Source organism: Bacteroides sp. AM16-24 (assembly GCF_003471885.1).
GTDB lineage: Bacteria > Bacteroidota > Bacteroidia > Bacteroidales > Bacteroidaceae > Bacteroides.
This window is the reverse complement of the sequence record NZ_QRKI01000014.1, coordinates 87,727-104,712: the sequence shown is the minus strand read 5'-3', so window position 1 is coordinate 104,712 and position 16,986 is coordinate 87,727. Positions and strand designations below refer to the sequence as shown.

General features: G+C 40.6%; 11 protein-coding genes. 5 read left to right on the top strand and 6 right to left on the bottom strand.

Translation table 11 applies throughout. The features are described 5' to 3' along the window. Positions 1-11: 11 nt before the first annotated feature. The 5 genes from DW182_RS15960 (at position 12) to DW182_RS15940 (ending at position 12,036) form a co-directional block, all read left to right on the top strand. Positions 12-1,961: a RagB/SusD family nutrient uptake outer membrane protein gene (locus tag DW182_RS15960; RefSeq protein ID WP_118296157.1), complete on the top strand. Its 1,950-nt coding sequence runs from the start codon at positions 12-14 to the stop codon at positions 1,959-1,961. A 23-nt stretch (positions 1,962-1,984) separates the two neighbouring features. Then, positions 1,985-3,241, top strand: a complete 1,257-nt coding sequence (locus tag DW182_RS15955) for a DUF5013 domain-containing protein (RefSeq protein ID WP_118296156.1) — start codon at positions 1,985-1,987, stop codon at positions 3,239-3,241. A gap of 18 nt (positions 3,242-3,259) precedes the next feature. Next, on the top strand, positions 3,260-5,521 hold the full coding sequence (locus DW182_RS15950) for a hypothetical protein (RefSeq protein ID WP_118296155.1): 2,262 nt from the start codon (positions 3,260-3,262) through the stop codon (positions 5,519-5,521). A gap of 11 nt (positions 5,522-5,532) precedes the next feature. Continuing rightward, positions 5,533-7,923, top strand: coding sequence for a hypothetical protein (locus DW182_RS15945; RefSeq protein WP_118296154.1), 2,391 nt, complete (start codon positions 5,533-5,535; stop codon positions 7,921-7,923). A 108-nt stretch (positions 7,924-8,031) separates the two neighbouring features. After that, positions 8,032-12,036: a two-component regulator propeller domain-containing protein gene (locus DW182_RS15940; RefSeq protein ID WP_118296153.1), complete on the top strand. Its 4,005-nt coding sequence runs from the start codon at positions 8,032-8,034 to the stop codon at positions 12,034-12,036. Positions 12,037-12,080: 44 nt separating this feature from the next. Here DW182_RS15940 and DW182_RS15935 read toward each other — a convergent pair whose 3' ends face one another. The 6 genes from DW182_RS15935 to DW182_RS15910 form a co-directional block, all read right to left on the bottom strand. Continuing rightward, a complete protein-coding gene (locus tag DW182_RS15935; RefSeq protein WP_118296152.1) occupies positions 12,081-13,451 on the bottom strand; it encodes a glycoside hydrolase family 28 protein in 1,371 nt (456 codons plus the stop codon). Between the two features lie 144 nt (positions 13,452-13,595). Then, positions 13,596-13,898 (bottom strand): hypothetical protein, encoded by a 303-nt coding sequence (locus DW182_RS15930; protein ID WP_118296151.1) that lies wholly within the window; start codon positions 13,896-13,898, stop codon positions 13,596-13,598. Between the two features lie 117 nt (positions 13,899-14,015). Beyond that, the gene (locus DW182_RS15925) at positions 14,016-14,642 is read right to left on the bottom strand and encodes a hypothetical protein (RefSeq protein WP_118296150.1); all 627 of its coding nucleotides are present in this window, start codon (positions 14,640-14,642) and stop codon (positions 14,016-14,018) included. Positions 14,643-14,745: 103 nt separating this feature from the next. Next, positions 14,746-16,128 (bottom strand): glycine rich domain-containing protein, encoded by a 1,383-nt coding sequence (locus tag DW182_RS15920; protein WP_118296149.1) that lies wholly within the window; start codon positions 16,126-16,128, stop codon positions 14,746-14,748. Next, entirely contained in the window at positions 16,128-16,736 is a 609-nt protein-coding gene (locus DW182_RS15915) for a BACON domain-containing protein (protein WP_118296148.1), read from the bottom strand. The genes DW182_RS15920 and DW182_RS15915 overlap by 1 nt, the downstream gene beginning before the upstream one ends. A 25-nt stretch (positions 16,737-16,761) precedes the next feature. Further along, positions 16,762-16,986 carry a hypothetical protein gene (locus tag DW182_RS15910; RefSeq protein WP_118296147.1) on the bottom strand — a complete coding sequence of 75 codons (225 nt, stop codon included), beginning with the start codon at positions 16,984-16,986 and terminating at the stop codon, positions 16,762-16,764.

Genomic DNA, 16,986 nt, shown 5'->3' with positions numbered 1-16,986 from the left:
AGAGCATAAATATGAAAACAAAAATATTAGTATATGCATGTGTCGCTTTGTTGAGCTTTACCTCGTGTGAAGACTGGTTGAGTCAGAACGATCCCAAAGAATTATCCGAGGATCAAGCATATTCATCTGTTGCCAGTATCAGTAGTATTGCTGCAAATTTATATGGGCGCATCAAGTTGGACCAGAACTTCGCTTCGGATAATGAATCTTATGATATATGCAGGTGGGATGAAGCTACCAGTAATAGTTATTATTGGCAATTTTCGAGTAATGTTGGTCGTACCTACCGTAATTACTATGATTATAATCTGATACGGGACATCAATATTCATATCAGGAATTTGTCAGAGAAAACCTCGCATTTGCCTGAAAATCAACGCGCTTATTTTCTCGGTGAAGCACGTTTTCTAAGAGCATTTACTTACTTCAATATGGTGAAAAATCTGGGAGGCGTACCTTTAATTACAGAAGTGTACGATTATAGTACTACTCCGATAGAATATGCTAAACCCCGTGATACAGAGGCAGCCGTATATGAGTTTGTTGCGACAGAAATGGATGAAGTGAAAGAGGCGCTTGATATTGCTCCGCAGGGAAGTAGCTTACTTACACGTGCCACTAAGGCTTCTGCATTGGCACTCAAGTCACGTGCAATGTTATATGCAGGTACTTTAGCCTATAATGAGGATAAAAGTAAAACAATGGGATTGACCTTGACAAGCGGAGCAGTCGGAATCTCTAAGAATAAAGCAACAGAATATCTGCAAAGTTGTATTGACGCCTATCTGGAGCTAAAGGAAATAGGGCGGTATTCTTTGCTAAAGGGTACTGGAAGCAGTCTGGGTGAGAACTTTAATAATGTGTTTGTATCCAAGACGAATAATCCGGAACTTATTTTCATTCGTGATTATGATGGAAGTACTGATTTCCCAAACAATTTTACAGTGTGGAATATTCCTCGTTCTCAACGTTCAACTGCTAATTTTGGTGGCCATGTGAACCCGACGTTAAACTTGGTCGAGAGTTTTGAAACTATAAATTCCGGTTTATCACAGCTGAATGCTTATGTGGGTAATGAGATTATCGAATCAATGGGAAATGAAACTTCCGCTTATAACTATGTTCTTTATGATTCTCCGATGGGTATTTTCGAAGGACGTGATCCGCGTTTGTGGGGAACCGTAATTCTGCCTGGTGCGGATTTCAGGGGAAAAGAGATTCAATTACAGGCAGGGCTGGCTGTGAAAACAGCTTCCGGTTATGATTTGAAAATGCTGGATTTAATCGAGAATGTATACGATCCGGACAAAAACTTTTATAATGGGCAGCAACTGACCAGCATTGACGGTCCTATCCGTAATAGTTATTATACCAGCCATACAGGTTTCTTGTTGCGTAAATATATAGATCCGGTTACTGGTTCCGAAGCATCAGGAAAGAGCGCAGTACCGTATATCATTTTCCGATATGGAGAGATTCTGCTTAATGCGGCTGAGGCTGCTTATTATCTTAATCAACTTGGTGTTGCTAATTATAAAGGCAGCAATACATTACAGTTGTCTTCTGATTGTCTGAATGAAGTAAGAGAACGTGCCGGAGGTACTGCTTTCCGTATTGAAAGTTCTGATTTGACACTTGCACTTTTGCAGAATGAGCGTAAGATAGAGTTGGCATTTGAGGATCATCGTTTTTATGATCTGAAGAGGTGGCGTATTGCTGATCAGATATGGTCGGGTGACTGGAATACTTCGACAGCCCGGATGACTGGCTTGTGGCCTTATAAAGTGTATGCTCCAGGACAGCCGGAAGATGGAAAGTGGCTTTTCCGAAGGGTGTATATTGAGCATCGTGGTAATGATAATGAGAAGGGATTACCTATCCGGTTCGGACAAGATATGTATTATGCAGAATATCCGATGACAGAAGGTAATCCGTATATTGAGAAGAATCCGAAACACTAAAACCTATTAATAGTAAATTGATTATGAAGAAGATTATTATATTATTATTGGCTACGATATTGTTTACTGCTTGTGAGTATGATAATTATGATGCGCCGAGCGTAACTTTCTCTGGGCAATTACTCTATAATGATAAACCATTTCTATGTGATGGTAATGATGCGCGTGATATATTTCTCTTTTTCCAGGAAGGGTTTGGTAAGGTAGACTGGGGAACGAAAATGCACACTTTGGCTGATGGTTCATACCAGCAATTGCTACATTCCGGAGAATATAAACTAACTTTAGGGAATGTAAAGTATCCGTTTGAAATAAATGAGTTTCCAGCTGGGACAGTAGGATATGATTCTATTTATTATGATCTGAAAAAGGATGTACGTCAGGATTTTCACATCACACCTTATTATGAGATATCTGATTTGGATGCAAAATTGGAAGGCATTAACATTGTTGCCAAGTTTAAGGTAAAGAAAGTTTCCGGAACGAGTAAGCCTGCTCCACGTATAGTGAAAGCTCGTATTTATTTAGGTATTAACCACTTTGTAAACAGTAAAAGTCCGGTTGTTGCCGAACAGGAAGTGGATGCTAATTTTAGCGGTGACGGAGAACTGACGGTGTCTATAGATGCGATAAAATATCGTACCGGCTATAAAGAGAATTACAGAGACAATGCTTTTTATCGTGTGGCACTTGAGTTGGAGAACATTCCTGATTATTATCTTTTCTCAGAAACGAAAGAAATTGCTGGGATTCCGGAAGAGTTTGATGATATTACGAATCAATATCTAAAGAATTATAAACAGCCGTTTAATGTTGTTTCCTATTTTCCGGATTCTCGCCGTGGCATCCTTTCAGACTGGTTAACATCTAACGCAGCCGTACAGTATACAATGTATGACGGTTGGAGTGACCGCTTGTTTATGTGTGCTGAGAACTGGGGGAATCCTACTGCCTTACAGGGGGCTGTTTATCAGACATTCACTTTGCCTGCAGGAAAATACCTGTTTATAGCTACCCGTGGTTTCAATTGGTGGGATATTGAAAATGAAGGTGGAAAAGACCGTGCTTTCTTTGTTGTAGCAAAAGGTAAAGGAATTGAATGGAAAAGTCCGAGTATTATAGCCCAGAGTGATTGTGGAGATCCTGCAAGTCGTGTTTCCATGCCACTTAATATAACTTTGGAACAAGAAACGGAAGTTAGTATGGGATATGTAGTCAATTTCCCGGGTGGAGAAACGAATGCATTATCATTTACAGCATTTACTATCTATGCAATTTAGAATATGAACAATAAAATAATGAAAATTATAGCAGTTGTTTTTTGCCTGATGCTGAATGCAGGATGTTCAGATAATGATGATTTAACAGAGGAGCCTCCAGGCCCGGTTCATAATGAAAATATTAGTATAGGTTCCGGTAATCCGGAACTTATGCTCGCCTGGAAAGAGAATACGGGTTATACAGTAACAATAGCAGGATGGGGGCAGAAATATATACCTGTCGATGAAGCGATTGTGTGTTTAGAGGTATTCCCAGTAGGTGTACAGTCGTCTAAATGGTACAGGGCAGCGTATCAGGAAGCAGAAAAACAAAATGATCGATTGGTTTGTAAAGCCAGGATAATCACGGACTCCGGTTCTGATTTTGAAGTGACAGATGTATATACGGTGGCGGAGAATGAAGATAAATTACGCTTGTCGAGAGTAGTAGATGTCATGAAAGCTTCCGGTAAGGATCATGCGTTTAACTCTTACTTTATGGTACGGAATGAAGTACAACAAGCTATTACCGGATGCGAATATTTCATACCTTCTCTCATATATAAAGATGAATCTAATTTAAGTGAATCCTCCATAGGCGCAGATTTTACTCATGATTGGATACTGGCTCGTGAGGAACGTATGGGATTACCTCTGGCCATGTTCAGAAATAAAAGTTCGGAGGTATCTGTTGCTTTGGCAGACTATAATCTAAATCCGGTTACTTTTAAGGAAGAGGTGGGAATGGATCATCTGGTAAATGCGGATATGCATTTCGGCTCATTGGGTTTTTATTTGGCAAGCCAAAGTCCTGCATTAGTATATTGCTTTCCTGGTTCTGAAGGTGAGCATACTTATGCAGACGGAGGTGGAAGTCGTGAAAGACGTTGGGCGCGTCGGAGTCATCCTGTACGGATTGGTGTAGAGCATGCCTATATGCTGGAATTGCAATTTAAGAAAGAAGTAGCTTTCCCAAAAGCGCTTGAGGAACACTGGAAAGCGACGTTCAATCTGTACAATCCTGAAGTATTGGAGGTGGATAACGAAGATGTAATGAATTACGGCTTGGAGGTTTTAGATCGTTATTGGCTGAAAGATAATGATGCCCCCGGTTTTCCTTTCTCCGTACATCTTCCAAGTGGGGAAGTGAATGAGATTTCTTATTCTATGGGATTTGTGGGGATGCAGATTCCTTGCGCATATTATCTTTACCGGAAAGGCTTGGAAACCAATAATCCCATCTATACGGATAAAGGAGAGCAGATACTTGATTTCTGGGCGGAGAACAGTTCGGCACCTAATGGGATGCCACGGATATGGTGGGATATATCTCCTTGGAATTTCTTTCGTAATCATAATGACTTACGTAATATGCAAGGTGGATTGGAGGCTATGATTTTAGCATGGTCGCATGCTGAAAAACATTTTCCCGGAAGTAAAACTAATTGGTTGGATTATTGCCGGCGGTCAGCTGACTGGATGGTGAGCCGACAACATGCTGATGGTAGCTGGGACAAAGCTTTTGACAATGGCGGGACTTCTATAGATTCGGGTAAACTACTTACTTCCAATCTGATTCGTTTTCTTACTTACATGTATATAGTTACTAAGGAAGAATGCTATAAGACAGCTGCTGTTAAAGCCGGAGAATTTTGCTATCGCGAGATTCATGAACCCTATAAATATGTGGGAAGTGTAATTGATAATCCGTATGTAAAAGACCGTGAGTCCGGGCAAAAGATTATTGAGGCTTTCCTTTGTTTGTACGATTTAACCAAAGATAAAAAATGGCTTGAAGGAGCATCCCAAGCGGCTTATTACACTGTAACCTATATGTATGCCTGGAATATTCCGGCGGCTGGAGGAAATAACCTCATGGCTTGGGATAGCAAAAAGACTACTGTTGGAATTACAATCATTTCCACCGGACATTCCGGAGCAGATTGTGGACTTTCATATAATTCTTTTGAATACCTGAGACTCTATGTTTTGATAGGCGATGAGTATTTCCTGCATATTGCCCGGCTATTGGAGAAAAATACGAAACAGACTATGGATTATGATGGTACGTTGGGGTATGCTTATCGAGGATTGCAGACGGAAGCCTTAAGATTGGTCACCCGTTGGGGAGATGGAGTAAATTTGTGGCTACCCTGGGTTACTGCATCTGCTTTAGATCCATTGTTCAAGATACGGGATGCTTATGGAGATATGGATATAGAACGTATAGGAACAGAATCTTTATCTACATTGAGACAGAAAGATGCGGTATATGCTGCACATCAGGGAATAATATATTAATTCAGGAGCTTATGGAAAAAGATGGAAGAATAAGAAAGGTTGTATTCCGGATACTGATGATATCAGGATTTTGTCTATTGGGCATATCCTGCCATTATCATGCCATGATCGGGAAAAGTGATTTGAAAACTATTTCTCAGGAATGTATAGAAGAAAGTGGTACAGAGAAAATCATTAAAAATGGTGATTATTCCCTTATACTAAGAGAAGGGGATGAAGGTTTTGCTGTATTTTTACAGAATGGTAAAGGGATAGTGGGAAGCCAAGAACTGCCTGCATGGATCACTGTCCGGGGAAGTGATACTTTACCAACGGGGGAATATATCGAAACTGATTATAAGCAACCTTATTATCAGGTCATAAGAAAGAAATATGGCTTTTGTGCTACAGCCAGTGTCAACACGGAAAAAGGGTCTGTATTTATTGTAGAAGATAAGTATACTTTATTAAAGGATGGGGTATTTGGGATATATAGAGATGTGAAGGTGAAAGAAGCGCGGGTAGAGGATGTCGGATTTGCCAGTACAATTTCATTTCAAACCGGGCTTCGTTCGTCTGATAACAATGATTTCGAGTATTTTATTCCTTCTGTTTTATATAGAAATACCTCTGAAGTAAGAGAGGATGCGGTTGCTGCTGACCTGAATACTGACCGGATGTATGTAAAAGAAACGCGTACGGGACTGCCGCTGGCTATGCTTCGGGAAAAGATAACAGGAACTACTTTAACCCTCATGCATTATAATCCTAGGATAGATGTCGGACAAAATCCTGGTGGTGGAACATTCTATGAGGTGAATGATGCGTTACAATATGGTTCAATAGGTTACTCTATATATCCTTTATTGTCGGTGGATTTTCATTATCCGTGTGCAGAAGGGCCCAGAACGTATGAAGTTGCCGGAAGAAAAAGGGATGCAAAGACTATATGGTCCAAAAGATACCATTCGGTGAAAGAGGGCAATATACATAGCTATTCTGTAGCCTTGATTCCTGATAAAAAGGATAATTATAATGAAGCTATGATGTATGCGTTTGGTATGGGCTATAAAACGGAAGAGCCGACAATCGTGGATATGAATATGGATGAAATCTACCGGCAGAATATAGAACTTTTTAAAGCTGAATATCGGATGTTGGGAAAGGGAAACATAAAAGCGGCAGGTTTACCATGGTCACTTGATTTACCTGATGGTACAAACACTGAAGGGATATCTTTTCAAATGGGTTTTGTGGGACAACAAATAGCCGTTGGATATCACATGTATCGTTATGGTCTGGATCATCATGATTCAGAGACTAAGGGGAAAGGTAAATCAATGGTTGATTTCTGGATTTCTGATGCCATCATGAAAACTTATTTCCCCACTGTATGGTGGGATCCTGCTGATAATGCCACAGCCGGACAAAGGCGGGAATATCCAAGTTTTCTTCGATGTTTTGTAGATGGTATGGAAGGACTACTGGATGCCTACCGTATTTCTGTGGCTCACAATGAACCTCAGGAAGCGTGGAATCAAGCTCTTAAAAGGGTTGCTTCTAATTTGGTGAAGAAACAAAATGAAGACGGTTCTTTTTATAGAGCATATAAGACGAATGGTGATGTTGAGACGGGAGGGGATAGGAATACTCATGGGACTTCTAAATTGAATACTCCGGTGGCTATTAGATTCCTGGTGAAGATGTTTGAACATACCGGAGAGACTAAATATAAAGAAGCTGCAATCAAAGCTGCTGATTTCTCTTACAATGAACTGTATTTGAAATTAGGGAAATATGTAGGTGGAACTCCAGACAATCCTAATACTGTTGATAAAGAGGCAGCCATATTTGCTCTCTACGGATTCAATGCTATACATGAACTGACAGGGGATCTGAAATATCTGAAAGCGGCAGAACATGCTGCAAACTGTGCTATGAGCTGGACGTATTGTTATGATTTTGCCATTCCTAACCGAGATGCAATGGATGCCCAAAAGAATCCTTTTGTTAAAGGAGGTATTACAGGGTTTTCTATTATTGCTACGGGACATTCGGGTGCTGATAATTTTATAGCTTATATGTTTTATGAAATGTATAAATTGTATATCAAAACCGGAAATGAACTCTATTTACATATGGCAAAACTCTTACAGAATAATACGAAACTGAATACAGACTTTGACGGTAGAATGAATTATAAATATCGTGCATTTATGCCAGAAGCAACTAATGTTGCTGATTTAGCTTTCAGGTCTGTATCCTTGTGGCTCCCATGGGCAAGCATTGCGAACATTGAGCCGATTGTTAATCTGGAAGAAGCTTTCGGAAAAAAAGATCTATCTCAGATTGATATGAGTTTACCTGAACTTCGCAGTAGATTGACAATCTATGGAGTAGGTGGAAAACCTCTCCATAGATAGAATGGCTTTGGTCTGATATATGATCGGAAAAGAACCATCTATTGTTGAGGGAGTAGTCTGTTTTGTGTATATTTGTAGATCACTTTCAATGAATCATATTGTATAGTTATGCTCATAAAGAAAAAAGAAATAGCGTTATTACTAATTTTTCTCTCTTTGGTAGTAACTAACCTTTTTGCCGAAAACTATTATTTTAAGCGATATGACAAAGAGAACGGGCTTTCTCAGCAAACTGTTTTCTGTGCAGTTCAAGATCGTAGAGGTTTCCTGTGGTTTGGTACGAAAGTTGGTCTGAATAGGTTCGATGGTACAAAGTTTAAGAACTATGTGGCCGATCCGGAACAGCCCAATTCTCTTCCCAACAATACAGTTCTTGCTCTGGCGGAAGCACCGGATGGTTCTCTCTGGTTAGGAACTTCAGATGGTTTATGTATTTACAATCCGGAGAAGGATACTTTTGCTCCGTTTGTCAGTGCTGACTTGACAATTGAAGGTTTAATAGATAATTTAGTTTTTGACAAGCAGGGAAACCTTTGGGTTATAAATTCCAAGGGCATATATTGCTTGGATGTAAAAAATGGAAATCATAAGTTTTTTGCTGCATCTGATTTCTTTGTGCCTACAGGGATAACAGTGACTCAGTCCGGTAGTGTGTGGGTATTAGGTCTGGATGGTAATATCTATTTGTTTAACCCTCAACGCATGGAGTTTTCGTCTTATCCTATATTGACAAAAGAAGAGAAAACAAAACATATTCTACTTTATCGGATTCTGGAATGTAGTAATGGAGACTTGGTTGTGACTACAGATCGTATTGGGGCCAGGCGTTTTTCCCCTAACAATGGTGAAGTTAAAGTCTTGTTTAGCAATGATTCTCAGAATAATCCTATTTATATCCATACGGCTATTCAACGGAATAAAGATGAATTCTGGTTTGGTACAGAGTCAGGCATTCATATCTATCAATTGGATTTGGGATTTATTGATCATTTACAGAAGTCGTATAATGATGCTTATTCGCTTTCTGATAATGCTGTTCATATGTTGTTGAAAGATCGTGAAGAAGGTATTTGGGTAGGGACTTTTTTTGGTGGTGTGAATTACTTGTCGAGTAATAATACATTGTTTGATAAGTATTTGCCGAAAGATGAAAAAGGAAGTATAAAGGCAAATGTTATTCGTGAAATTCATCCGGATGTGGAAGGAAATTTATGGGTAGGAACTGAAGATGGAGGGTTATGCTATTTTGATACCAAGACAAAAGTATTCAGGGCATTGACTAATCTGAAATGGGACGGACGTCCCATTTCCAAAAATATACAATGCTTGCTGGTTGATAAGAATATGATATGGATTGGAACTTTTGATAGTGGTATCTACCTGTTTGATTTGAAGTCGCAAAATATAATCAATCATTTCTGTAGTGAGAATACTGGTTCCGGATTATTGGTTAATGGGATCGTTTGTTTCAGGAAGACTTCTTTTAATGAAATATTGGTTGGTACAATGGGAGGGTTATACCGCTATGTAGAGTCAAAGAATAGATTTGAAATTGTTCCGCAACTGGACTGGGGACTTGTACATTCCATTTATGAGGATTTAGATCATACTTTATGGGTTGTTACAATGGGGAGAGGATTGTTTACATTTAAATATAATGGGATACATGAGAAGATAACAGTTAAGACAATGCCATTCATAAGTAACTATATCACTACTATCTTCGAAGATTCCCGGAAGCGTTTATGGATTGGTACTGAAGGAAACGGGCTTTTTCTTTATGACAGGACAGATGGGACATTTACTCAGACTTTATCTAAACTGGATTATTCCGGACAAATTATTTATCAGATTATAGAGGATGCCACAGGAATGTTATGGGTGACTACTTCGAATGGCTTATTGCATTATGATCCTGAGCTGAAAGCTTTAAGCAGGTTTACAACGTCGAATGGATTGCCGATAGATCAATTTAATTATAATTCCGGCTATCAGGATCGAATAGGCAATATTTATTTTGGCTCATTGAAAGGAATGATAGCTTTCTCGCCAGAGAATTTTATAAAGGTATCAGAACCATTAAAAGTATTCTTTACAGGTTTTCAGTTATTTAATAAAGAGATAGAGACCTATCAACCGGATTCTCCTTTGAAACAATCGATTATTTTTACAGTTAAAATAACATTGCGTTATGATCAGTCTACTTTTAGTATTGATTTTGCTATACCTACTTATTCTATTTCTCAGGATGTATGGTATAGATATAAGCTTGAGGGGTTAGATCATGAATGGATTGTTAGTCAAGGACCTAAGAAATTGTATTATACAAAGTTACCACCGGGGAAATACACCCTTCGTGTACAAGCTTCAAGAGAAAGCGGAACATGGACTGGCGAAGCTTCTTCATTGGCTATCATTGTAAAACCTCCATTCTGGAGTATGCCGTTTGCATATTTCTTGTATGTTCTTATTATCTTTACTACATTTACTTGGTTTTTCATCAGATATAGAAGAAAACTCAAAGAGAAAGAACGACATCAGATAGAAATGTTACAGAACGAGAAGTATAAGGAAATTCTTCAGGCTAAGATTAGTTTCTTTACAAATATTACTCATGAAATAAGAACCCCTTTGACATTGATAATGGGGTCACTGAACCGTATAATAAAGTCGGGAGAAAAGAAACTTGCTGAGAATGAAAATATAGCTGTTATGAGTAAGAATACTCAGCGTTTGCTCGATCTGGTAAATCAGTTACTTGATTTCAGAAAGATAGAGTCTTCTACCTTCTTGATGAGTTTTGTAAAACTGGATATCAAACAACTACTTGAAGAGACTTATAGCCGTTTTACTCCGATAGCTCAAACCAGATGCATTGATTTTCATTTTTCCATGCCTGATGAGGGATGTGAAATAATAGCTGATAAAGAGGCTTTGATAAAGATATTAAGTAATATGTTGAACAATGCGATTAAATTCTGTGACCATATTGTTGAGGTATCTTTAGTGAGTATACAGAAAGAAGACAATTCTATTGTTCGGATTAGGGTGAATAATGATGGAGAAAGAATCCCAAAAGATGTGACAACAGACATCTTTAAACCTTTTTTCCAGTATTTCGGAGAAGATGCAAGAGTACCGGCAAAAGGTTCCGGATTAGGGTTGCCTTTAGCTAAATCACTGGCCGAGATGCATAATGGCGCTTTTTATCTTGATAATTCCATTACTGAGATGAATTCCTTTGTGCTTGATTTACCCTTGGAACAGCATGATGTTGCAGAGCCGGGACATTCTCCTTTTTATAAGGAAACCTCTTCTGTAGAAGGAAATAAAGACTATATGCATAAGAGTATGTATAATGTACTGGTGGTTGATGATGAAGTGGAATTGCGTCAGTTTGTTTGTGAAGAATTAACCCCACAATATAATGTGTTGGTTGCTGATAATGGAAAACAAGCATTGGAAATATTGGAAAGTCATGTAGTATCGCTGATTATTAGTGATTTGATGATGCCGGTAATGGATGGAATTGAATTGTGTAAGTCTGTCAAAACAAATATAAAATATTGTCATATTCCTATTATTGTATTAACAGCTAAAGTTTCTTTACAGGCCCATATTGATGTACTGGAATCGAAAGCTGATGCCTATATAGAGAAGCCGTTCTCTACAGAGCATTTACTGGCTCAGGTCTCAAATCTTTTAGCTAACAGAGAGCTTATCCGTTCTACATTTGTCCGCTCACCTCATGCACATCTCATAAGTGTCGCGTCTAACAGTATAGATGAGAAATTTATTGGCAAGATGAATGATTATGTGATGAATAATTTGTCTGATTCCTGTTTGTCGGTTGAAAGTCTGGCTGAATATATGAATATGAGTGTATCTACACTTTATAGAAAAGTGAAAGCTATCACTTCTTTGGCACCTAATGACTTTATCCGTTTATGCCGATTAAAGAAGGCTGCCGAAATGTTGGCTAAAGGTGATCTTCGGATCAATGAAGTTGCTGAGAGTTTAGGATTTTCTACCACTTCATATTTTACCTCATGTTTCATGAAGCAGTTTGGAATTACTCCCAGTGAGTTTATTAAGTTGAATAAGAATAAATGAAATATCCCCATGTTTTGGACATGGGGATATAATCCTTTCTGTTGTTAATCAGTTTGCTCAGCAGAAGTAATCTGTTTTCCGTTCACCTCAACGTTTTCGAGTGTTAAGTTCACTACATTGTCCATCTGTATGGCTTTCGGTGCTTTCTTCACCTTTATATTCCGCAGGGTAATGTTGTATAGTTTGGCTTCCGGTAATCCATTTGCCATAAGTGCTACGCTATCTACACGGTTACAAGTCACATCTTCTATACAGATATTACGGAAGAGTGTCGGATGATTTCCACCGCGGTATCCGTGGTAGTTCGTACGGAAATTAATCACTCCCCACAGGCAGACATTCGCTTCTATCCGGCGCATATTCAGATTCTCGAAGTATCCGCCACGGTCCAGATTTGATTTGAAGTAAATTCCGTTGCGGCAACTGTCTATCTTGCAATCCTCGATAAAAATATTCCGTACTCCGCCGGACATTTCACTACCGATGGTAATAGCCCATCGGGCGAAGTGGCAATTCCGGATAATTACGTTCTCCGTAGCCTGTCCGATGCGCCAACCGTCCTGGTCGCGCCCAGATTTGATGGCGATACCATCATCCCCCACGTTGAAGTCCATGTTTTCAATCAGTACGTTGGTACTTGATTCCGGGTCGCAGCCATCGTTATTGTAGTTGTTGCTGTCTATATATACATTGCGTACGGTGACATTATCGCAGAATACAGGATGAATGATCCAGAAGGGAGAATCGTAGATTTGCACATCTTCCACCAGTACATTTTTGCAGCCGTAGAACTGTATCATGCAGGGGCGCAGGTAATGCCCTTCTCCAAATACACGTTCGTATACCGGAATGGAGTCGATGCCCATTTGACGCAGACGATTCACAGCAGGCTCTTGCAATGCATGCCAGCCGTTGAATGTTACAGCCCCGTTTCCATCAATCGTACCTTTACCGGTCAGGGCAATGTTGGTACATTGATATGCATAGATGAAAGGGGAGTAGTTGAAACATTCTGTTCCTTCCCATTTGGTCAATACCATGGGGAGATAGTCGGAAGCTACGGTGGAGAATTCCAGGCGTGTACCTTCGGCTACATGTAGATTCACGTTACTTTTCAGAAGGATGGAACCTTTGCTGAAATAGTTTCCGGCAGGAATGAGTACAGTGCCACCACCGTTTTGATTGCATTGGTTGACGGCTTCCAGTATGGCAGGACGGCTGTCGAAAGTCGTATCACTCTTTGCTCCATAGGCAGTTACGTCATATATGCTGTCCGGAAACGTAGGGGGAACAATCTTTTTCAGGATTTCGGGAACCCTTGCCCATTCACCGGATTCTTTGCGGGGAGTAGCGGTATTGTTGCATGCTGTCCAGAGGATAGGGAACAGACAGACCCCAAAAATAATTTTCTTCATGGTATTTATATAAATAATGTGTGCGGCAAAAATACTTGTTTCTTACCTAATATAAAGCGCAAAACATAATGTAACTTATAAAAAAACATTTTGTTTATGAATTACATTTATTAACTCAAAACAAATTGTGCTTTTATCCTACTTTCATTTACTTATTTTTATCCCAATATACAATGTTTCTTTTTCTGTACGCAAACCGTTTGGAAAATCTACATCAGGTATAAGAGCCGTAATTTGCATCTTAATATTTCCAGATCCTATTTCTTCACTATTAATACAAGCTATATAATTGTCCTGATTAACCATTATCATATCCTTTTTTTTAAATTCTACGAAACGATCTGTATACACATAAAACCTACAAGTAAAGTCGTAATCACTCATGTGCAACCCGTCTATCGGTTCCACATGAACGTTAATCTTAAATTCCGTTCCTAAGCTGCTCATAACATTATAATTTATTGTTCAACCATTTCACTGCAAGATATACCAGCCAGGCCGCAACAGCCCAGAACAGCAGGCAACAGCCCCACCCAAGACCGCCTATCCAAATGGGAAAATCTATCATAAGGCTGCTATGGCTTCTTCATAAACTGAATAATCAAAGGCATCTTTTCTTGCCCATCCTGCAGTATAGCACCCTTGGATGTATGCCATCGTGTAGGTATAGAACTCCGCAAGCTCATCAAGCGTGGTGAACGTGTGATAGACCGGCTCATCGTCCGTGCCAAACTTGAACTGTACCGGAAGGACGGATTTAGGTCTTCCGGTAGACACAGGCATTTCAAAGCTCTCACCGTCCACACCCGTAACTGTCTGCACGATGTAATCTTTCCCCGCCTTGTCCGGATTAGCCGCATCCCATGCCTGAACCTGCGGCTCGGTCATAGCGGCAAGGTCAAACACAGACTTATAATTAAACTGGTTCTCCATTGACAGCCATACAGGGATATCGTTCCACCGGCATCCTTGCAGAATGGAACCGTCCACCTGCTTGTTATGCCAGGCGGTTATCATCCCCTTCACTTCGTCAAGCTGCGGAATGTGGTACAACACTTCTTCCTCGTAGCTGTAGTTTCCTGTCTCGTTGCCTTCTTCATCCCTTTCAGGCATAAAGTCCCATCGTACCGCCCACTCTCCATCGGGAAGGGCTTCCACAAGGCTCAATATCTTATCACTCTTTTTTCTCATAATAGTATGATTTTCATTATTACCATTCCGGAGACAATTCCCACTGAGAATACTGCTATGGAAACCTCTGCCATCTGCTCTATTGTGAATTTCATTTTCATCCTCATAACACCGTTATTCTTGCATATCCGTTACCACTGTGTCCGGTCTCATTGCCTCCGCTTGGAGAAGGGAAAGAAGTAGAACCATCTTGTGTGCTTCCACTGTCAAGCTGCAAGCCCGTATACCCCGAAGGCCGATATCCTGCATTGGCTGCTATATTCACGAAACCAGAACCACCGCCTGAGCTATTAATCTGGCTCGTTGATGAATCGGAAGATGAAGAACCGCCACCGTACCAACCGCCACCGCCTGCACCACTGGCATACCGATAATTGGTAGTGGACTGGTTTTTACCCAAACCAAATTCACCGCCTCCGCTACTTTGTGTTCCGGGACTTGTGCCGCGACCGGAAGTTCCGCCACCCTGTTGGGAGGAGATGGAGGAACCGGAAGAGGTGTCGGTGGAAGTGGTTTCTATTACTTCATCCAGTGTATAACTATAAATAGAAGCTGAATCAGTTTTGTTTCTCACGTACAATATATACGTATAATTACCATTTGGAGCAGTAAATGTTGTTCCTAAATTCCCCATATTTGTAGAACCCTCATAATAAGATACATACGACACTTCATAATCATCACCTGATATAAGAAATCTGTATTTCTTTCCACCTTGTAACATACCCGCTTGATATCTATATAGGTAGTAAACACCACTTTGGTAGTAGTAAGGAACACTGCCACTTGAAATTCTATTGTAAGAAGTGCTAGAACCTGTTACTTCCGTATACCTTGCCGATCCTCCGGCACCACCGCCAGCCACAATAAACCGTGACAGCAAAGAAGCTGATGTACGGTTGGTGCGTCCGCCTGAATAGGACATGCCGGAAGTAACCAAAGCGATATCCGTAGCTCCACCACCACAGGCAGGATAACTTATGCCATAAGTATTACCGCTATTGTATGATGAGCGTCCGACACTTCCACCGCCACCATTCCAGCCGCCATTGACAAGCGATGTTGAACTTCCATTTCCACCTTTGCCTCCGACAAAGATGTATAGTGTGGTGACTTCGGTCAGCGTTATCTCACCTTCTGAATAACCGCCTTTAGAGCCGGTTCCAGAATATGAGTAGCTGTTTCCACCCTGCGCGCCCCAACACTGCAGCTTGTATCTGCCGGGAGGCAAGGTCACTTCCTGAACGGTCCCGGTATAGCTGTAATTGAATACCGTTCCGGACGGATATGTCTTACCTTTCTGTTTGACAAGCAAATCTACCGCCTTTTGAGGACTTCCTTTTGTAGTAGCGATGGAAACGTATTGCTGTCGGTCACTGAACGATTCATTCGCGTCACTTTTCACAGAGATAGGCGCGTTGCCTATCCCCGTGTAAGTGAGCGTGATGTAACCACCGCCCGATTCCCATGCAACCGTTTTTTCCATTACGATACTGTCCAGCTTGTGTTAGACGTAACATTGACAGATACGGCAGTACCATCCTGCGGTATGGTAATCTCGGTAGGACTGACAGACAAAGTAGCATCTCCGGCAGCTTGCTTAATCGTAATCTGAACGGATTGACCGCCTTTGGCAGTAACCTTCAACACTCTTTCCATTTCCTCTACTGTTTCATTCTCCGGTATGGAAAGCTCAAGACTGAATGAAAATTCGCTTGACGCTCCCGGATCGCCTTCAATCATTGCAGCATTATCCGTGGACGTACCGTTTGCTTGATACTGTGCAGGAATATCTACTTCGTGGCTGTCTCCAACAAAAGCGAAAGTCAGCTTGCTTGAATTGGATTTACCCTCAATAGTCAGCGTACCTCCGCCTTTCGGTGCAGCCATTTCCGCACCATTGTTGAAGCTGGCAAACTCAGCTTTCGGTTCCTGTGTTACTTTGTAGGTTGCCGGGGTAGTTACACCACTTCCGGTCACTGTGACCGTTCCGGTGCGAGCTACACGCCCGGTATGTGCGGTTGCACTGTTGCTTACAGTACCGTTTCCACTGCCCGATGCCGGACTTACATTTAACCAATTAGGTTTAGCCATAATTATTTTCTTTTTAGTTGAACAATTAGTTATTATCTATATGCCATTCCACATTGGAGATGACGCACACTTCTTCTGTATATCCGTTTTCCTCCATCAGGAATATATGCTTCGGCTCGACTTTAAGTATTCTCGCGGCATTGACCGAGCAGACCAATCCGCAAGATACTTTTAAACCTTCACCGACACGATGACAAGAAACCTTAATTCCTTCACCAATTCTTTCTGTATGTACATTTAAGCATCCCAT